At 53.2% G+C, this 23,736-nt stretch carries 14 protein-coding genes; 3 read left to right on the plus strand and 11 right to left on the minus strand.

Annotated elements, in window-relative coordinates; translation table 11 throughout:
* Positions 1-18 precede the first annotated feature (18 nt).
* From M6D81_RS27500 to ant(6), 3 genes are all read right to left on the minus strand, one after another.
* A complete protein-coding gene (locus tag M6D81_RS27500; protein ID WP_262680394.1) occupies positions 19-993 on the minus strand; it encodes an N-acetylglucosamine kinase in 975 nt (324 codons plus the stop codon).
* A gap of 89 nt (positions 994-1,082) precedes the next feature.
* The gene (locus M6D81_RS27505) at positions 1,083-1,937 is read right to left on the minus strand and encodes an AraC family transcriptional regulator (RefSeq protein ID WP_262680395.1); all 855 of its coding nucleotides are present in this window, start codon (positions 1,935-1,937) and stop codon (positions 1,083-1,085) included.
* 144 nt (positions 1,938-2,081) lie between these two features.
* Entirely contained in the window at positions 2,082-2,936 is an 855-nt protein-coding gene (gene ant(6) / locus M6D81_RS27510; RefSeq protein WP_262680396.1) for an aminoglycoside 6-adenylyltransferase, read from the minus strand.
* Positions 2,937-3,269: 333 nt separating this feature from the next.
* On the opposite strand from ant(6), the gene M6D81_RS27515 reads away from it, so the two are divergent.
* Positions 3,270-5,498 (plus strand): methyl-accepting chemotaxis protein, encoded by a 2,229-nt coding sequence (locus tag M6D81_RS27515; protein WP_262680398.1) that lies wholly within the window; start codon positions 3,270-3,272, stop codon positions 5,496-5,498.
* A gap of 1,021 nt (positions 5,499-6,519) precedes the next feature.
* Here M6D81_RS27515 and guaA read toward each other — a convergent pair.
* A complete protein-coding gene (gene guaA / locus M6D81_RS27520) occupies positions 6,520-8,058 on the minus strand; it encodes a glutamine-hydrolyzing GMP synthase (RefSeq protein ID WP_262680399.1) in 1,539 nt (512 codons plus the stop codon).
* 199 nt (positions 8,059-8,257) lie between these two features.
* Between guaA and M6D81_RS27525 the strand changes: the two genes are divergently transcribed.
* The gene (locus M6D81_RS27525) at positions 8,258-8,641 is read left to right on the plus strand and encodes an SET domain-containing protein (protein ID WP_262680400.1); all 384 of its coding nucleotides are present in this window, start codon (positions 8,258-8,260) and stop codon (positions 8,639-8,641) included.
* A gap of 27 nt (positions 8,642-8,668) precedes the next feature.
* Here M6D81_RS27525 and M6D81_RS27530 read toward each other — a convergent pair whose 3' ends face one another.
* The 7 genes from M6D81_RS27530 to M6D81_RS27560 all read right to left on the minus strand — a co-directional run bounded on the left by M6D81_RS27530 (position 8,669) and on the right by M6D81_RS27560 (position 21,913).
* A complete protein-coding gene (locus M6D81_RS27530) occupies positions 8,669-10,366 on the minus strand; it encodes a response regulator transcription factor (RefSeq protein ID WP_262680401.1) in 1,698 nt (565 codons plus the stop codon).
* A gap of 42 nt (positions 10,367-10,408) precedes the next feature.
* Positions 10,409-12,166 (minus strand): sensor histidine kinase, encoded by a 1,758-nt coding sequence (locus M6D81_RS27535; protein WP_262680402.1) that lies wholly within the window; start codon positions 12,164-12,166, stop codon positions 10,409-10,411.
* Between the two features lie 36 nt (positions 12,167-12,202).
* Positions 12,203-16,963 carry a heparin/heparin-sulfate lyase HepB gene (gene hepB, locus M6D81_RS27540; RefSeq protein ID WP_262680404.1) on the minus strand — a complete coding sequence of 1,587 codons (4,761 nt, stop codon included), beginning with the start codon at positions 16,961-16,963 and terminating at the stop codon, positions 12,203-12,205.
* Positions 16,964-17,212: 249 nt separating this feature from the next.
* A complete protein-coding gene (locus tag M6D81_RS27545) occupies positions 17,213-18,835 on the minus strand; it encodes a type 2 periplasmic-binding domain-containing protein (RefSeq protein WP_262680406.1) in 1,623 nt (540 codons plus the stop codon).
* Between the two features lie 82 nt (positions 18,836-18,917).
* On the minus strand, positions 18,918-19,805 hold the full coding sequence (locus M6D81_RS27550) for a carbohydrate ABC transporter permease (protein ID WP_262680407.1): 888 nt from the start codon (positions 19,803-19,805) through the stop codon (positions 18,918-18,920).
* Positions 19,806-19,817: 12 nt separating this feature from the next.
* The gene (locus M6D81_RS27555; RefSeq protein ID WP_262680408.1) at positions 19,818-20,780 is read right to left on the minus strand and encodes an ABC transporter permease; all 963 of its coding nucleotides are present in this window, start codon (positions 20,778-20,780) and stop codon (positions 19,818-19,820) included.
* A gap of 539 nt (positions 20,781-21,319) precedes the next feature.
* Positions 21,320-21,913 carry a TetR/AcrR family transcriptional regulator gene (locus tag M6D81_RS27560; protein WP_262680410.1) on the minus strand — a complete coding sequence of 198 codons (594 nt, stop codon included), beginning with the start codon at positions 21,911-21,913 and terminating at the stop codon, positions 21,320-21,322.
* A gap of 380 nt (positions 21,914-22,293) precedes the next feature.
* On the opposite strand from M6D81_RS27560, the gene M6D81_RS27565 reads away from it, so the two are divergent.
* Positions 22,294-23,517, plus strand: coding sequence for an MFS transporter (locus tag M6D81_RS27565; RefSeq protein WP_262680411.1), 1,224 nt, complete (start codon positions 22,294-22,296; stop codon positions 23,515-23,517).
* The last annotated feature ends 219 nt before the right edge of the window (positions 23,518-23,736 follow it).

The following is a 23,736-nucleotide window of genomic DNA, read 5'->3' on the forward strand; positions in this document are numbered from 1 at the left end:
ATCGTTCAATAGCCTCCCTTAAAATGTTATCGTCCGCAAAGCTGCGTCCGTCTCGTCTGCAATTGAGATGCCTGCGCAATCCATCGCACTCATGACCGCTCCTATTACAGGATCGACCGTCAGCTGTACAATCCTTGTATGGGGAGCTGTCGCCGACACTTCGCGACTGATCGCATCCACCATATGCGGCGAGCTTCCGCGCGACAACACGCTTCCTCCCAGCACGACATCGAAGCTGTCGTCTTCCATGCCCAGCCGCTTAATGAGCGCATTGACGGCGTTGCCATGCTCGCGTCCCGCTTCCGTCAATATGCCGATCGATACCACATCGCCTTCCGCTGCCGCCTGGAACACCAGCTTCGCCAGCGCCATAGGCGGTCGCTTGTTATGATCCAGCACATCGTCATACATGGCCTGAACAGTAGCATATCCCATATACTCAGGCACAAGCTCCATAAGGCGGGTCGGCTCCCCTCTTCCGTCCCAGCTGCGGATCGCGCTGCGGAAGGCGTGTACCGCCAGGTCCGATCCCGACCCTTGCCCGTCCCCGTACAAGAAGCCGAAGCCGCCGTACTGCAGCTCTTGCCCTGCCCTGTTGCGTGCGGCCGAGTTGAAGCCTGTACCGCTTATGATTACGGCTCCGTGAGATTGATGGGTGCCCGCCCTCATCGCGATCATCGTATCGCATGCGATGGCATGACGCTCATAACGAAGCGAACCGATCATAGGTCGCAATATGGCATAATCCGGCTCCCGATCCGCGCCGGCCAGACCGAAGCAAGCGAAGTCGACCCCTTCCTTCGTCGCCCCGGCGCTCCTCAGTGCCGACTGGCAAGCTTGTTCAATATGCGTGCGCGCCGCTTCTTCGCCAGCCGTCTGATGGTTGCCGTTCCCGCTGTGGCCTTGGCCCAGCACCTGTCCCTTCTCATTCACCAGCAGTGCATGGGTTTTCGTACCGCCGGCATCTATACCGAGAAACAACACCTCACTCACACCCCTCCGTTATCAATTTCTTACATTTAGAATATACAAAAAAACATCCTGCATCTAATGGAAATGCACGATGTTGTAATACTATCTTACTATTTCTCCCGCACATCCGACGGCATCCTACCGATATGCTGCTTGAACAGGCGGTTGAAGTTGGACAAATTGCGGAATCCACAGGACGCTGCGATGTCGATAATTTTATCATCCGTCGTCTCCAGCAGTTCCACGGCATAGGACAGACGGAGCTGTATCAGATAATTGAGCGGCGAAGTCCCGACAAGCTTGGTGAACAACGCGCTGAATCGGGACGGACTAAGATGAGCCAGATCGGCAAGCTCCTTCAGCGTCCAGGGATGCTCCATCCGCTTCTCCACTTCATGCAGCACGCAGCGTATCGCTTCCATCCCTCTTGTCTTCAGCCGCTTCTCGGCCGCGCCCTTGTCGAAGTACCGATTGACCAATCCCAGCAGCCTCAGCAGCTGCGCTCTGACGATAACCTCATAATGCGGCTCCTTGCTTCTGTATTCCTCGTCCATGTCCGTAATGATCGCCCGAAGCCGGGCAATCTCCTTCCGATCGCGGTCGAGCAGATTATCGAACCTCTGTCCAACCTCGCGGAAAGGATTCAGAAGCTCCGCATCATAGCGCTGCTCCAGCGCCAAGTAAGCGGGATCGAACATAATAATGCCGAAAATCACTTCCTCCGTCTCGAAAGCCCGGTGCAGGTCGTTGGAATTAATGAACAGAATGTCGCCTTCCTCGAACTCATACCGATTGCCGTTAATCAGATAGTACCCTTTGCCTCGGTGAATGTAGTTGATTTCCAGCGTATTGTGCCAATGCAGCCTTTGAAATGCAGGGCTCACTCCGACCGTCTGCGTAATGGTGATCGGAAAGCTCTGCGGCAGTTGAATATGATCCCGAATAACTGAAGATACACCGTTCATCTTCCGCCCTCCACATCATCTATCAGCTTCTTCTTCCAATTTTCAATGCTTCTGATCGTATTTTCTCACATTCCTCGCACCGAGCACAAACTGCAGATTGTTGTTCCAAAAGAAAACCGCCCTCAAGGCGGTCAATTACATCGTTTACGGCAATGAAGCATTCATATTTTCCGTATATTCAGTAATATCTTTATCGTACTCCGGATACTTGTATTCGAGACTTGCAGCTACTGCCTTTGAGTATTTTCTAAACAACTCATAACAAGTGAATAAAGACTGCCACATCTCCTGATACCCATTCGCTGCATAGGTCGAAAGGAGATTTTCCCAATCTTCAATTGGAAGGTATTGATTTATAAACTTATAGTTCTTTCCTATACTAAAGGTGTACCCTCGCTCTGATCCGATTTTCCAAGCCATCATTCTTAATAAATTCGGTCTTGCAATTTCGTTTAAATGGTCAATAGCGAAAAGTATTTCTTTTCTCGCCAAGCCTTTTACGACGTAAGTGGAAACCATCCAGAACTCATTACAACTATCATCAAATTCTCTTGCCGTTGGCTTTTTAATCCAATATTGACGATCAGTTGCGATCACTTCATTTTTGATCCGAGCATCCTTATCGAGCAACACCTTAACCAAACCGTCGCTATTGGTAAAATAATCATCCAATTCATCAATAGGAATAAGGGTCAGATCTACTTTAATCCCATCCTCAAAAAGCATTAAATACGAGAACCAATTCCCTAATTCTGGAGGGAACAATTCCATATTCTCTGGTTTTTGCATCATAATGCGATTTCCAAAAACTCGCAGCCATCGATCGTTCTCCTTGAAGGAATCAATATCTGTTACAAAGTAAGATATATCATAATCTTGGAAAGGATCAGGGCGAATATTTTTGTTTGTACGCGACCCTTCCAAAGTGACCACTCGAATTCTATCGTCATTTTCAGCAAAGTCGATAAGGAGACTCATCATTTCTTGTTCACTTCTCAATGTAATAACCCTCCGATTCAAAGCATTTTTTTGTAGAATTTCCAATACTGCTTTTAAGTAGCCACAACGAGGTTCTCATTTCATTCGGAAGCAAAGTACATGATCTCAAGTCCAAGAAGTCGACTCCATTATAGAACGAACGTTCTAAACATTCAAATAGCAATAGTGTTAATGTAATTAGCTTCAAAAAAGGAATTCCTCAATTGCGTCATTTTTCATGACATTTATTACGAGAATTCCGGTATAAAATTAATCATACACAAACACTCTCCATATATGTTAATATAACTAACATGTAAAGACATAATCAATAACGTGTGGGAGGAGAGGCCTATGTTTGATTGGTTAGGAGCAAAAACCGGATTGCCGCTCTGGATCTCTTGGCAACTGAACAAGGACATCAAAAAAGACGTTGAAGCCATCTTCGAAGGTTTCGCCGAAAATCGCAAGGCACTGCTGATAAACTGGGCTGCGGATCAATGGCGAGTGATGGAACGGCTTTCCCTGCAATTGCAAAATGCGGCCCTGGATGTTCGATTGACGGAGCAGACTTCCTTGCCGCTCAGCCAGATAGAGCGACTGCTTCACCTAACGTATGCCCGCGCTGAGGATATAACAGAGCTGTTCTTGCTGGACAACAGCCATACCGTTGCGGCTTCTACTTGCCGCAAGCATATCGGCAAGGCATACGGGGCGGACAATCCGCTGCAAGCAGCATTGACATACTGCTATGCGAAGCCGGGAGCGGCAAAGCAGTGCCTGCTCGGCCCTTATCGCGATCCTTTAACCAATGAGCTAGGAGCGCGTTCCTCCTCCTTCCACGATGCTGTCACCCTGCTCTTCCTGCTGCCCGTCGCGATAGAGGGCCGAGCGATCGGCACCTTGTGCGGACGAGTGCCCAACGATGTCATCGGAGACTTGATTCAGCGCGAATCCGGCCATATCTATCCCGACTCCGGCGACAACTATCTGTTCATGGCGGAACCCGTCCTTCAACGCCATATCATGCCGGGCACTGCTCTATCCAGAAGCCGCTTCGAAGACCGCACCTTCACGCATGGGGAGAACCTGAAGGACGGCGTGACTACGCAGTGGGGCACAGTGTCCGTCCAAGAGCATACGGAGCTTGAACTGCAATTCAACGATCCCGCTACAGGAGAACTGCATCCCGGCGTAGCGAATACCATTCGGAACGGGAGCAATCTGTTCGTCGCCTTTCCCGGTTATTCCGATTACCGACATATTCCCGTCATCGGGAAAGGCGTCACCTTCCAGCTGCCGCACTGCCCAGACAAGTGGGGCATGATGTGCGAAGGCGATCTGGAGGAAGTGTACCGAGTACGCAGCATTGGATGGCGGCAGCGCAGGCTGCATATTCTATATGCAATCGTATCCAGCGTCATCATAGGGCTGCTTACCGGCTTTCTGTCCATGTACGCCTCTTCACTGCTAACCGGAATGGTCGCAGGCTTCTCGGACTTGCTGCTTGCCGGCATCCTATTCGGATGGATTAGCCACGGAGAGAATAAGCGTGTCGTCAGCCATATGCGTACGATTACAAGATTTATTCGGATGAATGCCGAAGGGAACGGCGATCTGACGATGCGTCTGACCTTGCAGGATTACGAAGAAGATGAGCTGAAAGATATGGCCAAGTGGCTGAACAACATGATAGACTCCCTGGAAGGCATCATGCTTCAAGTGAGGACGGCGGCTCAGGATGTGGCAACCAGCGGGCAGGCGATGCATGAATCTGCATCCGTCACCGCCGAATCAACAGGCAAGGTAAGCGGCCATGTCACTCTGATGATGGACAGCATACGGCGGCAACTGTCGGATATCGACATGGCAAAGGCATCGGCAGATACGATGCGGGATACGCTGCTTCATCTGGAGCAGCAAGCCTCCGGGCAGATCGCACTGGCTCAGCAGGAGGTCGACCGTATAGGCGTTAAGATGCAGCATATTTCCGTCAAGGTCGACGAGACGCATGCGACGATCCGGGCATTTATGAGCACGGTTGATGACATTCGAAGCATTTTGCAGGTTATCGAGCAAATATCGGCACAGACCCATCTGCTTGCGCTTAACGCTTCCATCGAAGCTGCCCGAGTCGGTGAACAAGGCAAGGGCTTTGCCGTCGTCGCCAATGAGATTCGCAAGCTGGCCGCCATGACCAGACAATCAACCGAAGAGGTTCATGCGGTGACACAGACCATCTCGACAGAAGCGACGAGGGCTTTCGCTTCCATGGAAGAAGGGGCGAACGTCGTCGAGGAAGGGAATCGGCTGGTAGCCGCAGCCATCAGCACGTTGAACGAAGCAGGCGGCAATGACAGCCGAAGGTCGGAGGTTGTGGATGAGGTGGTGCGACTGCTCGATAGCATCGCGCAAGTCAGCAGCGAGAACGGAAAGGTATCGGCAGTTGTGGAACGGCGGGTATCGGAGCTGTTCGACGAGATGGGCAATGTACAGCAAATGTCACAGAACGTTGAAGCGATCACGATGCTGCTGCAAGGGATGGTCAACCAGTTCAAACTGACGGAAGCCAGAATGAGATAGGCGACGACAGGCCGTAGCGTTAGCCTATCGGATCGGCGGCTGTCGACTGCGGTCGGCGGTGGACGATGCGCTGGCACCTCAGCCGCCGCTGGCACACATTCGCCAGCGTAGTAAGTAGTAGTACAGAAGCGCATCATGAGCACTAGCACACATAATGCGCACATAACAATGGTGGGGGACTCTGACTGGCGCTATCGCTCATTGCCAATCCCCCACCATTCCGCCGCCCCGCCATCTCCCCATCATTCCACCTAATCCCAGCCTCTATCACTCATTTTGCTCACATAGCCATGGTGATCCCTCGATTTTTGAGCGCTATAAGCTCATTTTGGTTACATAGACCCGCCATCTCCCCATCATTCCACCTAATCCCAGCCTCTATCGCTCATTTTGCTCACATAGCCACGGAGATCGCTCGATTTTTGAGCGCTATAAGCTCATTTTGGTTACATAGAACCGCCATCTCCCCATCATTCCACCTAATCCCTGCCCCTATCGCTCATTTTGCTCACATAGCCACGGTGTTCGCTCGATTTTCGAGCGCTATCGCTCATTTTGGTTACATAGAACCGCCATCTCCCCATCATTCCACCTAATCCCAGTCTCTATCGCTCATTTTGCTCACATAGCCACGGAGATCGCTCGATTTTTGAGCGCTATCGCTCATTTTGGTTACATAGACCCGCCATCTCCCCATCATTCCACCTAATCCCAGCCTCTATCGCTCATTTTGCTCACATAGCCACGGTGTTCGCTCGATTTTCGAGCGCTATCGCTCATTTTGGTTACATAGAACCGCCATCTCCCCATCATTCCACCTAATCCCAGCCTCTATCGCTCATTTTGCTCACATAGCCACGGAGATCGCTCGATTTTCGAGCGCTATCGCTCATTTTGGTTACATAGACCCTTAATGCAACTCGCTACCTGCTACTTTCCCGCTCAACACAAAAAATTCCCTCCTACCTAATAAGGTAGAAGGGAATTCACCGTTCAGTTCAGTTCAATCAAACCTACTAACCTACTCCCACTCGATCGTAGCCGGAGGCTTGGATGTTACGTCGTACACAATCCGGTTGACGTTGTCCACTTCGTTGACGATGCGGACGGAGATCTTCTCCAGCACGTCCCAAGGGATGCGCGCCCAGTCGGCGGTCATGCCGTCGATGGACGTGACTGCTCGAATGCCTACCGTGTAAGAGTAAGTACGAGCATCGCCCATAACGCCAACGCTCTTCATGTTCGGCAGCGCCGTGAAGTATTGCCAGATCTCGCGGTCAAGACCCGCCTTGGCAATCTCATCACGCAGAATCGCGTCGGACTCGCGCACGATGTGCAGCTTCTCTTCCGTCACTTCGCCTAGCACGCGAATGGCCAGACCCGGTCCCGGGAACGGCTGGCGCATAACGATCGCGTCCGGCAAGCCGCATTCCGTGCCCACTTTGCGGACTTCGTCCTTGAACAGAGCTTTCAAAGGCTCCACAAGCTCGAACTTCATGTCTTCCGGCAAGCCGCCTACGTTATGATGCGACTTGATCGTCTGAGCAGTAGCCGTCCCGCTCTCGACAATGTCCGTATAAAGCGTGCCTTGCGCCAGGAAGGCGAAATCGTCCAGCTTGTCCGACTCTTCCTGGAACAGGTAGATGAACTCGTTGCCGATAATTTTGCGCTTCTGCTCCGGATCGTCGACGCCCTTCAGCTTGCCAAGGAAGCGGTCCTTCGCATCGATCTTCAGCACCTTCATATCGAACTTGCCGACGAATGTCTCCATTACGCTCTCCGCTTCTCCCTTGCGCAGCAAGCCGTGGTCGATGAACATGCACGTCAGCTGATCACCGATCGCCTTGTGCAGAAGTATGGCAACAACGGAGGAATCCACACCGCCGGACAGCGCGCAGAGCACCTTCTTGTCCCCTACCTGCTGACGGATCTCTGCGATTGTATCTTCGATGAAGGACTCCATCGTCCATGAGCCTTCGCAGCCGCACACCTTGTACAGGAAATTCTTGATCATATCGTTGCCGTATACGGAATGGCGGACCTCAGGATGGAATTGCACCGCGTACAGCTTCCGATCCGGGTCGCTCATGCCTGCTATCGGCGCATGCTCCGTGCTTGCGTCTACACGGAATCCCGCAGGAGGCTCAATGACGAGATCGCTGTGGCTCATCCATACCGTCTGTACGCGATCCAATCCGTGAGCGATATGGCTGCCTTCGATGAATTCAACCTCCGCTTTCCCGTATTCACGCTTGCCTGCGCGCTCTACCTTGCCCTTTAATTGATGGGACATCAGCTGCATCCCGTAACAGATGCCGAAGATAGGCACGTTCAGCTCGTAAATTGCAGGATCTACAAGAGGAGAATTTTCTTCGTATACGCTTGCCGGACCTCCGGAGAATACGATGCCTTTCGGCTGCAGCTCCTTAATCTTCTCCACAGGCGTATTGTAAGGCAGCAGCTCGCTGTATACGCCAAGATCGCGGATACGGCGGGCTATCAGCTGGTTGTATTGTCCCCCGAAGTCGAGGACAACGATAATTTCATTATGCTTCGTCATGACCGAGCCTCCCTCAATTGATGTAGTAATTATATATAAGCTGCTTCCAGAGAGTCAAGGTACACGCATGTCATTGCTTGGCTGACAGCCGGGAATGGACATTATACTTGCTGTATTGGCTAATTAACGATACAATTTCCTCATAATTGATCCTTCCGGAGATATTAAAACTATACATTGAACAGGTGACTAAGACATTATGTTAGAAGTAAGAACATCCCAACTGATAACCGACAGCCCCAATGATGAAGAGTTCCAGCGCGGCGTCTTCGCCACACAGGATATTAAAAAAGGGACGCTTATCCACGTCGCTCCCGTTATTTCCTATTTGAATGAAGATCACGTCCATATAGAGAAGACGATACTGGCTGACTATGCGTACTCCTATGGGGCCAATCACAGCGCCATCCTGCTCGGTTACGGCAGCCTCTTCAACCATTCGTATACGCCGAATGCTTCCTTCGAGCTTAATTTCGACAATCAGACCGTCGAGTTCTATGCTCACACCGATATTAAAGCAGGCGAAGAAGTGCTCACGAACTATAACGGCGAGGTTGATTGCAACGATCCTTTATGGTTTTAAGCAAATAAACAGGACAACCCGTCCTGTTCATTCCCCTATATGTTGCATTCCCATTCCGGAAGCGGAGGAGGAAGCCTTCTTGTACTCCGTTGGCGTTTTCCCTGTATAGCTTTTGAAGATGCGGCAAAAATAACGATAATCCGCTATGCCCACCGCTTCCGATATTTCATAAATTTTCATCGTGGAACGCTCCAGCAGCTCTTTGGCTTTGTTCATTCTAATGCCATTCAAGTAATCCGAGACATGCTCGCCTGTCTCGTTCTTGAACAACATGCCTGCATATGAAGGATGGAGATTGACCTGCTCCGCCAGATCGGCCACCTGCAAATCCTCCGCATAACGTTCCCGTATGATCACTCTCATCAGTTGAACCTCTCTTCGGTAGTTCTCATTGGGGTCTTGATTCGTCTCTTGCTCCAGCAGTTCAACCGTTTCATTCCACCACAGCAGGAAGTCGTCCCACCTCTCCAGCCAGCTCAACCTTTGACAGCGTTTCATAATAGATGCCGGAAGATCGCATAGCCCAGGGTCCAATATTTTCTGCGCTATCGCAATCAGGTCGGATGGATCGGTTCTATGAGTATGCGCCTGGCGATCTGTAAGCCAAGAAATCGGTTCTTTCACCATCTCGATATCTCCTGCCTGCAGGCCTGCGGCCATCGTCTTGACCAGCTCGCGAATACGCCGTGAATCAATGCTCTGATAGCGATATTGCGTCTCGCCTCCCATCATCCCAGCCGAATCATAAAAGTAGGAAGACAACTGCTCCAGCCCTTCCTTCGCAGCGCGCGCAATCATTGCGGGATCGCTCTCCGCCCTCCTCCAAGGCTTGCTTATATGTATGAAGCATTCCGCTCCCGTCGCTTGAGCTATCGCCTCTCGACACCATGTCGCGAATGCTCTCAGCTTTCTCTCCCCAATCTCCTGTCCCCGCCCAGCTTGCATTCCTGCATAAATAACGATCCGATTATCGCGATTCGGAACAACAACACCCGGCCCACACTGGTCCGCACTCCTATCATCCCGCGCACTGCCAGCTCTTTCATTTCCGAATTCGATCAGGATTCTTTCTTCAATTGCCATGCCCGCCTGCTGCTGAAGCTCATAGGCTGCTTCCTGTGCAATTGGACTGGCAGCATTCAGCCGGTACAGATCCCAGCCTACTGACATGACAACATAGTGACTGCATAGCAACAACTTATCTAACGATGCCGGGATCGGCCCTCGCTCGACGCTCGCCTCGCTAAGTGCATCTATCCCTTGCTCCAGCCATGCCCGCTTCTCACTCCAATGGCGCTGCCAGTTCAACTGCTCTTGAAGCTGCAGTTGCTCTTCCTTATTCATCTCGGACGCAATCAGCTCCGCCGCCTTGCGGCATGCCTTCACGATTGCATCGCCGGATTGCGATACTTTCACCACATAGTTGTCGACGCCAATCGCAATCGCCTGCTGCGCATATTCGAATTCACTGTATGCGGTCAGAATAATAATCCGCACCTGAGGCCATCGCTCCTTCACGATAGAGGCGAGCTGCAGCCCGTCCATCCCCGGCATCGTAATATCCGTCAGCAGCAGATGCGGCGGATCGCGTTCAATCATGGCTAGCGCCTCCTTCCCGCCGGAAGCCGCCCCCATCCATACGAAGCCCGCTTCCTCCCACGGCACTCCGTGCGCGAATTGCTCTCTTACCCACTTCTCATCGTCCACCATCAGCAGCTTGAACATTGCGCCCACCCCCAGATGCAGATTAGAGCCTTATCATTTCCTTTACTTTGATCCCGCCTCAGCTTCTTTTAAGAAAGACGGGAACGAGAGCGGCAGCCGAATCGTCACGATCAGCCCTCCGTCCTCGTCATTCCGGAATGTTAATCCGTAGACCATGCCGAAGTGCAGCATAATGCGGTCCTGCACGCTGCGTATGCCCAGATTGTTAAGCCCTTTGCGCGCCGACTCCGTCTCCTCTGTCACTGCGCGGGCGAGCAAGCTCGCCAGCTTGTCTTCGGGGATGCCCGGTCCTCTGTCCGATACTTCCAATGCGACCTTCCCGTCGTGCTCGATACCGCCCGTCACAATGATAAAGTTCGGCTCCGGCTGATTCAGCCCGTAGAATATGCTGTTCTCCACCAAGGTAATTAAAGTCAGCTTCGGAATCGGCGCTTGCGTCAGCTCATCCGGCACGATCACCTCGAAGTCGAAGGCGTCTCCGTATCGCAGCTGCATGAGCCGCACGTAATTGTCCAGCTGCTTCAGCTCCTCTTCCACCGTTACGATCTCGCTTACTTTGTCCATGGAATATTGCATCAGGCCCATTAATGAGCCTATCATCTCACCCATTTCCCGGCCTCTGCCGGATCGGTCCAAATAATAGATGGCGCTCAATGTATTGTTGAGGAAATGGGAGTTCACCTGCGAATGAAGCACCTTCAGCTCATGGTGCCGCTTGCGCTCCTCGCTCTTCTGCAAATCGTTGAACAGCGTCTGAATGTTGTTCATCATTCGGTTGAAGCCGCTTGCAATTAACGCGAACTCATCACTTCGCCGAATGATGACGCGGGATGCCAGATCGCCGCGCGCTCCCGCCTTCAATTGCCTGATAATGGCGCTGAACGGCTTCTGGATGTACATCGCTACCCACCCGGATACGACCGCAGCGAGCGCGACCGCAATCAGGACAACGATGAACAGCTGCTGCTTCAAGCTGGACAACAAGGGGTACGCTTCGTTCTCTTTAATAATGGAGAAGACAATCCAGCCCCATCGATTGCCCTTGCTCTGCAGCACCTTGTATTCGCCGTCTGCGGCTTCGACGATTTCCATCCCTCTTCTGCCCGATTGGATGAGCCCTGCCAGCGTCGATATCATTCTGTAATGCCGCTGTATTTCCTCGTAAGCGGTCAAGGAAGCGTTGGACGTAATATAAAGACCGCTTTCCGAAAACAAATAGACGTGCTTGTTCTCTTCCTGCGCAATGAGCGGATCGGTTAACGAATCCAAATTCAGATCCAGCGCGATAAATCGGTTTTCATTAATTTGTCTGGCTACCGTAATAACGCGGCGGTCGCCGGTCCGGTAAGGATCGCTCCACCAAAATCCCTTTACGCTCGTTTTCAACGCGATGAGAGACAACGTCTCCGGGGTTATAAAGAACTGATAGGAGTACGGCTCACTAACGACCACTTCGCCGTGATCGAGCAAATAAAAGCCGTCGATGCTGTTGCTGTGCAGCTCGTGCATATGCTGCAGCAGCACACTGTAGTCTTCTTCGTTCAATTGCTGCTGAATATCGGTATTGGACAGGAATATGAACTGCGTCTGAATGTTGTCCATGAACGTCTTCAGCGACTTCTCCATCTGATCTACGGACGCCTGCAAAGCGCTGTCGTTGTTCTCTCTGATCGGCGTAAAAAGCCGCTGATAGCCGAACAAGCCGATGACAAGGAACAGACAGATTACGCTAAAGAACGTGATGACGAACAGCTTCATGCTAATGCTGGAGAACCATCTCGTTCTGATCGGTCCATTCATTGCCATCAGCCTCCGGTAAATGCTAACGTTTACAAACTACTCATTATTATACCAATCCTCTATCGTCTCCACAGCCGCTTTTTTCAACACGTCGAGTACAGAAGAGGCGACGAGCTGCGGCAGCTCGGGATGATTCAATTGCTCCGCCAGCCGTTCCAGCTGAGCAATCGCCATTGACATGCGTCCGTTAGCTTTCATGCTTTCAATGACTTCCCACTTCATTCGCCACTTCTCGCTGACGGGATGATCCAGTATTCCCGCTTCCAGCAGCACATCCAGCACGCTGCCGAATTGCAGCTCTCCCATAGGAGTGAGAATATATTCACCGCTCTCCCCCTGGAACGTAATCATGCCGCCTTCCTCCGTGCTTTGGGCCAGCACCAACTCGCTCTGGCCCGTGCGGTGAATGAGCCAGCTTCCCGCTTCCAAGCCTGTCACCGCCACTGACGCCGGACTGCTGCCGGGGAGTTGGAACGAGAGCGTCTCCGAGGTCCGACCGGCTTGCCGATTGAACAAGACTGCATGATCGCCGATTCTCGCACCAAGCAGTTGCTCCGCATCGATCGCGGTTACGGCAAGCGGCGCCGTTACATCATTGTCCATGAATTGCATAACATTCAAGAATGCATCCTCTTCGCTCGCGACGTTCGGCGACAGCTGCACTCTCCATGCGCCGCCCTCTACCGTATGCTGTCCCGGAGCTTCATATGGCGTCTGCGGATAATTCGTGCCGAATACTTCGAACTCTCTGCCAGGGCCGCCGATCTTCTCGATCGTCAGATTGCCGCTGCCGGGCAGCAAGGCGTCGTTGATCAGCTTGCCGTCATATTGTCCGTCCGTGCGCCTGATCGTTACCCGGCTGCCGCTTATCTCCGGCTCTTCCATCGCATGCAATAGCCAATATTTCTTGAAGTGGGGGTCCGCGCTGGCAATCCGATCGTAGACGATCATGGCCCCCGGTACATTGGCGTCTCCCGTATTAATGAAAGCATAAGAACGCTGATACTGCTGCACCTTATCGGAGTATGCCGCGCTGAGATCCGCTTGCATATAGCTGAATGCGGGCGCACTCGCGTCGGGACCGTAAGCGTGAGCCTTGATGACGCCCATATGCAGGTCGCTGTCCAGCAGCCCCTCCAGCGTCTTCACTTCACTGGATTGGCCTGTGTAAGGCAAGCGCTGTCCGCCGTCATTGACGAACTTCCTGCTCGTCGGCGGCTTCTCCGAAGGATCCATCACAAGCATCGCGTTATGGGCAATCGTCTTCTTATAGTAATGGAAGTCGTGATCGCTGCCGTACGGACCGTATTGCCCTTTGTACATCCCGCTGTCCAGCGCCAGAGCGCCCTTATGATAGACCTGGAAGCTGCCCATGTCCAAATGCTGGTGATTGGTATAGTAATATTCGCCGCCCTTCATCTCCGCTACGACCGTATTGGATTCGTACCCCTGGTCCCAGCCTGTGCGCGCCATCATCGTGCCGGACGGGTACCCGAAGTAGCGGGTTAGCGGCAGCTGCGATACCGGCTGAGAGGGTATCGTGAAATCCGCGAACAATACCGCCGTTACGGAATCCACTCCTCCCTGCTGGTACTGACGCAAAAATTCATCTTGTATATAGGGGTCCTGATAATACCCTGCAGCCATCGTAATCGCGAAGCTGTATTGCCAGTATTGATCCGGCTTGTAGCGGCGGTCCCAATACGTATCGCCGTCACGCAGCAGCTGGCCGTCAGGCCTGCGCGTATAGATCGCCCGATAGATCAGATCCGCCTGCTTCTCGCTGAGCACGCTGCCGTAGCCCATCCGCTGGAACATCCACTGCGCCCACAGCTCCGGCTCGAATCTGCCCTGCAAGCCGTAAGTGTCGCCCTGATGATGCATGCCCGATTGATACCAGAAATTGCGGACGGGCACGTATTCATTGAAGAATCGCAGCGCAGCCAGATTGTACATCTCCGGGTCTTCATCATAGACGGCGATCCCCATGCCAAGCTGATCGCGCATCACTTGGAACTCCGAGCCGTGGCCGACCACATTGCCTTGCTTCACCGGCGGATAACCGACGCTCATGAGCGCTGCCAGCTCCTTGGACTTCTCGACGAAGAATGTCTTGTCCAAGGCCGTCAAGAGCGGGTAGCACCAGTCGTAGACAAGCGCCGCAGTATGAATCGTCTTGCCGATGTAGAAGTAAGCCTGCTCTCCCTCATACTGCACCGTTGACATGAAGTTGCGCATCACTTCAATCGCCTGCAGCCCATGCTCCGAGCTGCCCTCCAGCAAGTAGCGAAGCGCCGCGGCTTCTGCGTGGGACAACCAGAATGCCTTATAATTGGACTGGCCCTGCTGCGCCGTCTCCAGCTCGCCCGGAGGCGGTACCGGGAAGTTGAACGGAATCTTATCCCACGTGATGCCGTCATTAGATACACGAATATCGAAATATTGATAGCGCTGATTGCCCTGATACCAGGCGATGTCCATATCTGTGACAGTCGTAACGCTCCCCAGATCGTATTGCACCCATTCGCCTGCGCCGAACGCCGCCCAGTAGGAACTGGAAGACAGATCTCCATCCACCGTTCTGTAGCCGTCGTGCCACTCATCTTGTGCCGAGCTCCAGTCAACGGCTTGTATCGGAAGCGCCGTGCGCTGTCCGGCATTGTCTTCGCCGAATATCGCCGTCTCGATTATGGAGTTCCATGGACCGCTATTGGAATTATGGCTGCCCACAATCCGCACGTACCGGGCATTCACTGCAGAGGGGAAAGAATAGTTCTCGAAGCCGGCGGTCGTGCCGCTGCTTCTCATGTTATATTCCGATACCGCGCCCTTCCGCTGAACATCTTCCCATATCGGCTCGAACTCTGCCGTCGCGATCTTCGCTTGCAGCTGTGGCACAAGCGAAGGCGTCACATACAGCCGTGGATGCGATGCCGGCGGCACAGGCAGCGCGCTCTCCGTGTACACCGTCTTCTCCGGCATACGCACCGTCAGATCGTCCGCTGCCGCTCCGTATACGATGGCGGGATGCGTCGTCTTGTACCGGCCGCTCGATTCGACCTGCACCTGATATCGGCCGTCCGGCTGCGCATCAGGGAAGGAGAAGGCGCCTGCCGCGTCCGACACAGCTGTGCTGATGGGCATGGCGAAGTGAATGTCCGCCATATGATAAAGCTTGGCCGTCGCTCCCGCGACCGGCGTTCCCCCCTCGAACGACAGCGCCGTACCCGCGATGTTCCACTTCTGCGCCTGCAGATCCTCGCTGAGCGCCACATCGACCGGACCGAGCTCCGATTGGCTCACCGCGATCGGAACCGTTGCCGTCTCGTAGCCTGGAAGCCTTGCCCGCAGCACGTAGCTGCCGCCGGACACTCCGTCTGTCAGCGCATAGGTGCCGTCCCCCTCCGTTACGGCGCTGTCCAGCGGCGTCGCATACGCCGTATCGGCCTCATCATACAGATAAAGCTTGGTGAACGGCAGCGGATCGCCGCTTCCCGCATCGCCCACTGCCCCCCGAATAATGCTCCTCTCCTCCAGCATAAGCTCGTCGGCATAATAAGTGCCCAGAGCGGACTGGCCGGAATACAGCAGGACGCTTACTGTTGCCGTGCCTGCCGGCGCTTCCGAGGAATGAACGAGCGGCACCCACTCCGCTGACGCAGATTTCTGCTGGGCGGCTGTGCTGAGCAGCAGATTGCCTGCAGCGTCATAGAAGCGGATATATAACGAAGCGCCGCCGGATTCCACGAGCACCTTGGCGGCCGCCGTATAATTTTTGCCGCCGTAAGCGGTCAGGCGATCGCTCTCCAGGCCGTAGGAAGCCGATGGGTTAACGTCGTCGATCCGCACGCTATACCGACCAGCTGTGCTTCGTGTGCCATCCAGCGCAATGCCGCCGCTGCCGAAGGACTGCTCCCAGTGGGCAAGCCCCGCCTCGAAGCTTCCGTTCGGCAGCAGCGATACCGCCTCCCAGGCAGGATCGGCCTGCAGCGCCGCATCAATCGGCGTCACGACGGCGCTGCCCACCGTGACGGGCATTACCGCGTCGAGGTAGCCTTCCTTCACGAATCGGATCACATAGCTGCCGTCCGTCACCCCTCCGATGAACTGATAGGAGCCATCGGCCGCGCTAACGGTTGTCTCCAGCGGAGCGGCGTATCCCGTATCGGCAGCCTCATGCAGGAAGACTCCCGCATCCCCTAGCGGACTGCCGCTTGCGTCATCCGTTACCGTCCCTTCCAGCAGCGTGCGCTCATGCAGGCTGACGCCGTCGACATAGTATTCCGCCATTGTCGCCAGACTGGAGTAGAACAGGACGCTTACTTTCGTCGTACCCGCAGGAGCGATTGCGGATACATCCGCACTCTGCCACGCATCCTGGGGCGTGCTCCTGGGTATGCTGTTGCTCTCTACCAGCCCATTGGCATCATTGTAGAATCGCAGCATGACAGAAGCATAACCGCTAACCATGTACACCTGACTCGTGACCGAGTAACTCTTGCCGGGATAAGCCGGGAACTTGTCGGATTCCATGCCATAAGATGCCGTGCTGCTTGCATCCGTTATTTTCAGGCTGTAAGCTCCCTCGAATGCTTGCTCGTCCGACACAGCAATGCCGCCGCTGCCATAGTTCTGATTCCAGCCCGACAGCCCCGCTTCGAATCCGCCATTGCCGATCAGGCCGCCTCCTCCTGAAGCTTCGACAGACCTTGCGGGCGATACAGCCAGCAATTGCACGATAAGAAGCATGGCAAGCGTAAGTTTCCATACGCCGTTCCGTTTTATTGACGGTATCATGACTTCACTCCTCTCATCATTTGGAAACGCTTTCTTTCATGTACATGAGAAAACCTCTAGCGAGGCCTTTCGAAGATGAGCGACCTAAAGTTTGCAAAGCAAACTCGCTTCGGAAGCATGAGGCAGGTTTTATCGTTTTGCAACCGCTTTCTTCAAGCGTTTGAAAAGAAGGGCGCTGCTTCTTATGTAAGCGCCCTTCTGCCGAGATGATTGCTCTTGCTCTCCACTTGCTTCCTTATGCTTTATTCCTTATTCCGCTTCAAAAGTAACCGCATTGCCCGTAGCGTTGGTGACCTGCTCGGCATAGTAGGTGAAGATGTCCTTGCCGCCGTAAGTCGTCATCAGTTCCTCGCGATACTTCGGCCAACTGGAAGCATCTTTGTCTTCGTACAGCACTTGGACTTGGTACTCGTTCATTTTCTTGCGAAGCGACCCCAGATCCATGCCTTCCTTCACGACCAGGCTCGTGCCGATATGGGGCAGGAACTTGTAGGACTTCACCTTATCGGCAATAACCTTGTCACGCTCCGTCATCTCCGGATCGACCTCTTCCAGTCCGAATACTTCCGGAGTCCTCGGGGTGAACCAGCCGTAGATGTCAATGAAATTGCCGTTATCGACAATATCCTTCTGGTAAGCATCCTTGATGATCTCAAGCTTGTTGCCGTCGCGCTTGTAATGAACGCCTTCCTGACCGTATCTCGTTAACAGGAAGCCTTCTTCTCCAGCCAGCCAATCCATGATTTCAAGAGAACGCTCGACCTTATCGTCTGTCGTCTTGGAGCTGATGAGGAACGGATTGCCCGGCGATTCCTCCGCCCATACGCCTGTATCCTTCCACGGATGGAACGGCTGCCAGTCGACCGAATCCACGCCGGTCACGCTTTTCGTTTTCGTCTGAATGCCGTTGGGATCGCTGTCCATTGCGGTTTTTGTACCGATGCTGAATACGATGCCGACTTTGCCCTGCGTAGCTTTCTCTACCGCTTGAGCGCCTTTGTTCAACAGCCAGTCGGGGTCCGTATACGGAAGCAATGCACGAACGTCATCCAGCACTTGCTGTATTCGCTTATCGGTACGGGTATCCACGAATTGACCGTTATCGATCATGAACGGGCCGATCAGGCCGTTATGAAGATAAGCCGGGAATTCCATGTTCACTTGCGAGCCGTTTCCGTAAGTCGTATAACCGTAGGTGTCATTTTTTCCGTTGCCGTCCGGGTCCTGCTCCGTGAACGCCTTCATGACATTCACCATATCTTCATACGTCTGCGGCATGTCGAGCTCCAGCTTATCCAGCCAGTCCTTGCGGACGTAATAAGAGCGGTACTTCTTCTTCGCATACGGCACCGGAGCGCGCTTGAACGCATCCTGCACCTGATACGCGGCCAGATCGGCTTCCGTTACCCAATGCTTGAAGTAATTCGGCATCCGCTCGGGAGTGACCCAGTCTTTAATATCGCGGGCTACGCCGTCTTTAATGTACGTATTGGATTCCATTCCGCCCATATAGAAGACGTCCGGAATATCGCCGGAAGCGATCATCGTATTGAGCTTGCTCTGATATTCCTGTCCCCATGTCATATACTGCAGGTCCAGATCGACATTGAATTTCTCCTCGATCGCTTTCAGGACGAAGTCTTTGTCTTCGGAAGGCAAGCTCGTATTGTTCCAGCCGTTGACGAACCAGCGCAGCTTGATTTTCTCCTTCTTCTCTTCCTTCTGTTCATTCTGGCTGTTGCCGCCCGCATTGCTGGCAGCCGGAGGATCATTCTGCTGGTTATTGCCTCCTCCGTTGCCGCCGGAAGAACAAGCGGTGAACAGCAACGCCATAATGAGCAATGGTGCTATCATTTTCATCCAAGATTTCATATGGTACAACCCCCTAGTGAATTTCAATGATTAAGCTTGCGAGAGAGAGGCCCTCCCCCTCGCTTATACTGCATTCGCCCGCTTACCCCTTCACCGCTCCAAGCAGCATTCCCTTCATAAAATACTTCTGCAGGAACGGGTAGATGACCAGCACGGGGATAATCGCGACGACGACGACCGCCATCTTGATCGTCTCCGGCGGCAGCATCTCCACCTCGTTCGCGGAGACGGACAGCTCCTGGCTGACGCTTGGCGCGACAATCATGTTGCGCAACACGACCTGCAGCGGGAACAAATCGCGATCGTTAATGTACATAATGCCGGCGAAGTACGTATTCCAGTGGCCGACGCCGTAGAACAGCGCCATCGTGGCAATGACGGGCAGCGATAAGGGCAGCACGATGCGAATCAGCGTCTGCAGGTCGCCGCAGCCGTCCACCTTCGCCGCCTCCTCCACCTCATGCGGCAAGCCTTCGAAGTACGTCTTCATAATCAGCATGTTGAACGAAGAGACGAGCCCCGGAATCATTAGCGCCCATAGCGTATTCATCAGCCCCGTCGCCTTCACCGTCAGGAAGAGCGGGATCAGCCCTCCTGAGAACAGCATCGTGAACACGATACCCATCAGTACGATATTTCTTCCGGGCAAATATTTCTTGGACAAGGCATACGCGAGCCCCGTTGTAACGAGGATGTTCAGGAATGTCCCCAGCAGCGTAATATATGTGGTAACGCCAAGCGCCTTCGGTACGACGCCGCTCTCCAGTATTGTATGGAACGCTTCGAATGTTACCGTGCTGGGGATGAGAACAAAGCCACCGTGCTTCAGCACTTCCTCATAGGGTGTAATCGACATGATGAATACGAAATATAACGGGAACAGCGTGACCAAACAGAATAAGGCAAGTACAAGATACAGTACGGAGTCGACCACATAATCAGATTTGTTTTTTTTCAATACGAATGCCATGTTATCTCCCCCTTACCATATGCCCGATCCGCCGAGCTTCTTCGCCAGACGATTGGCTCCGATGACCAGAATGAGGCCGATCACAGACTTGAAGACGCCCATCGCTGCCGGTACGCTGAAGTCAAGCTGCTCGATGCCGCGCCGGAATATCCAGGTGTCCAATATATCGCCGACATCGTATACCCGGGCATTGAGGAAAATGTAGACCTGCTCGAAGCCGGCATCCAGAATATGTCCGATGCGGAAGATAAGCAGCAGGATGAACACTTCGCGAATGCCCGGCAGCGTAATATGCCACATTTGCCGCCATCTCCCGGCGCCGTCTACGACAGCCGCTTCATACAGCTCATGATTGATCGTCGCAAGCGCAGCCATATAGATGATGGCGCCGAAGCCGGTGTTCTTCCAGATGTCGGTGGTAAGCAGCATCGGTCGGAACACGTCAGAGTTGGTCAGCACATCGATCGAACCCCAGCCCATATCTCGCACGAACGTGGTGACGAGACCCGATCCGGGAGCGAAGAACGAGAAGACGAGGCCGTATACGATAATCCAGGACAAGAAGTGCGGTCCGTACGTAATCGTCTGAACGACCCGCTTGAACCAGCGCACCCGAATCTCATTCAGCATGAGAGCGAGCACGACATCCGGCAGCATGTTGAACAAGATGCGATAGAAGCTGAGCAACAAAGTATTCTTCATCAGCACGCCGAATTCCGGCGTCGAGAATATCTCTCTGAAGTTGCCAAGGCCTGCCCAAGGGCTGCCCCATACGCCTTTCATCAGGTTATAATCCTTGAATGCCACAACCAGGCCGAACATCGGCATATAATGATAGATTAAATAATAGAGCACGCCCGGAGCCATAAGGATATATAGCCAGCGGTAGCGAACGAGTGCCGCAATGGCCATCTTCGATCTCGGTACGGCTTGTAGGCGAGGATTCAGTTCTCTTGCTGGACTGTTGGCCTGCATGCATACCATCCTTCCTTATGACGTTTGCGTTTTTTCAACATTTGCTTGTCATTCCACAGACTGTTAAGCGCTTACAACCATGGTATGCACTCATTATAGGCCACACGCTTCCGCAGTGAATAGCACATGAATTCAAAAAAGTGTGGACTCATTCAAAAAATAAAAAAAACGATACGCGCTTCAAATGCTCCATAGCCCGCCGTCTCCGTGCTCCAAGCAATGCTCCATGCCCTGCGGCCTCCAAACCAGCTACTCTCCTTGCTCCAGCCTATGCTCCATACCCTGCAGCCTCCAAACCAGCTACTCTCCTTGCTCCAGCCCATGCTCCATACCCTGCAGCCTCCAGACTAGCACGCTTTTCTCTGCGCACCTTGACAGGAAAACACTATAATTCTGCGGCAAAGTTATGAGGGGCATACATGTCGAAGGGGCAGTCCCAAGCGTCATAGTTGACACAGGGAAGCCCCTTATTTTCTACCTCTCCCTCCCGCTGCTCTCGCCCTGGACAGAAAATTATAGCCAACAGAAGCCACCTTGCTTTACCCTTCGATCAGCAAGCCGTTCAGCAGAACGTTCAAGCTTGATATCGCACGCTCCAGCTCCGTCTGCGCGTCGCCCGAATGGGCGATGCAGAAAGCGGCGTTCACTAGTCCGCCGTTAATTAGTATGGCCATTGCTTCGCTGTCCGCCGCAGCAATCACTCCATCTTCCATCAGCCGCCGTAGCTGCACGCTCATCGTCTTTAAGCAATGCGACTGAGCCGTCTCCGAATAATAACCTCCCAGCACTGAGGGGGCATCCCGCAATACGATCCGCTGTATTTCCGATTCCAGCGCCATCTCCAGATAGGCGCGGCAACGACCGGTGAAGCCGTCCCAACGACTCACCGCTCCATCGGATATTGCCTTCAGCCGCTCGTCCATCTCCTCGTCAATCTGCCCCGCCACAGCTCCGAGTAGCCCCTTCTTGTCTCCAAAATGATGATAGAGCGCGCCTCTCGTCAATCCGACCGCTGCCGTCAAATCATCCATAGAGGTATCGGCATAACCTTTCGTTCCGAACGCTGCCCTCGCCGCATCTATCAGCTTAGCTCGTGTTTCCTCGATCATATCCGTGCGTTTTTTTCGTGTCATAACGTCACCGTCCTTCTGCGTGTCCATTCATTCAGCGCAATTGGATCTTGCAAGCTCTCGAATTAAAACCTGTATTCATCCATTTCACCTATCAGATTTGACATACGCTTCGTATGTAATTATGATATTAGCATACGTCGCGTATGTCAATTCATTTCGGCCGAATGTTTGCACCTGCACGTAACTATAGCTAGTCAATCAACTCATCCCGAATAGGAGTGCTATCATGAGACGACCACTATTGAAGCCTTTCGAAGATGAACTATCGCAATTGATGGATGATATTATCGCCGATCAACCCTTTCCTCCCCCCTTATATACAGGAAATACTTTTGAGTTAGGAAAATGGAAACCAACTAACATAGGAACGGAGGCGTCATATGTTTAAGATGTATCGCGAGCTGTTCCAAGTGCCGGGTGCGCTATCCTTCTCCATAACCGGCTTCATCGCCAGAATGCCGATCTCCATGATGGGTATCGGCATTGTCACAATGCTGTCCCAACTGACAGGAAATTACTGGCTGGCAGGAGCGGTTTCGGCAACTTTTGCGCTGTCGTCGGCTTTGCTGGCACCTCAAATATCCCGCCTGGCCGATCGTCTGGGGCAATCCCGGGTGCTGCTTCCGGCTGCGGGCATAAGCGTACTCTCTACGGCGGTCTTGCTGCTGTGCACACGTTATGAAGCACCGGTATGGTCGCTCTTCCTTGCCGCCTTGCTTGCCGGCTGCATGCCCAGCATGTCCGCCATGGTGCGCGCCCGCTGGATCGAGCTGTATCGCGGCTCATCCCGGTTGCACACCGCCTTCTCCTTCGAGTCGGTCGTAGATGAATTGTGCTTCATTATCGGGCCCGTCATCTCCGTCGGTCTGAGCGTGATGCTGTTCCCGGAAGCCGGACCGCTCCTGTCGTCTCTCTTCCTCCTCTTCGGCGTACTTGTCTTTACGGGATTGAAATCGACGGAGCCTGCCGTTCGTCCCCCGTCGGCCACTCAGTCCGGCACAGTCATTCGAATGGGAACTTTGCAGTTGCTGGCGCTGACGCTTGTCGCCATCGGGACGATATTCGGTACGGTAGATGTCGTCAGCGTAGCTTATGCCGAGGATCAGGGGAACACGGTTGCGGCAAGCCTGATCTTGTCCGTCTATGCGATCGGCTCGTGCCTGGCTGGCCTGGTCTATGGAACATTGAAGCTGAGCGCTCCTCTTCAGCGGCAATTGGTATGGGCGATCGCTCTGTCTGCCGCGACGATGCTGCCTCTGTTCTTCATCGACAGTTTAGTGCAGTTGGGAGCCGCCGTCTTCTTCGCCGGTATGTCCGTAGCGCCGACGATGATTATTATCATGGGATTGGTGGAGAAGCTCGTTCCTCCATCCCAAGTGACGGAAGGCATGACATGGGCGATAACCGGACTCGGAGTCGGCGTCGCTCTGGGTTCGGCCGCGGCGGGATGGGTTGTAGACAACTTCGGTGCCCGGATGGGATTCAGCGTTGCGATTACAGCGGGCATATTAGCTCTGGTCATCGTTTGCATCAGCTATCGCTTCATCGCATCCGCCGAGCATCGCGGCGCCGCCGCTTCTTCCGGCCATACCGGGATCAACTGACGAGAAGTGCCAAGATGTCCATTTTGCTCAATCAAATGGATTTCATGATATTATTTATACCGAATTGGCCAACTTGCCAGTATGAACTGGATTTCATGATACTAATTTGATCGAATGTTGGGCTACTACGCGTTTTGATCTATTTTAACTGTACTTATTCCATCTGCAGCTAGTGAGAAGGACGATTTCAGCATTAGTAATGACACAAAATCCAGTTAC

Origin of the sequence: Paenibacillus sp. J5C2022 (genome assembly GCF_025567625.1) — a bacterium.
Lineage (GTDB): Bacteria > Bacillota > Bacilli > Paenibacillales > Paenibacillaceae > Pristimantibacillus.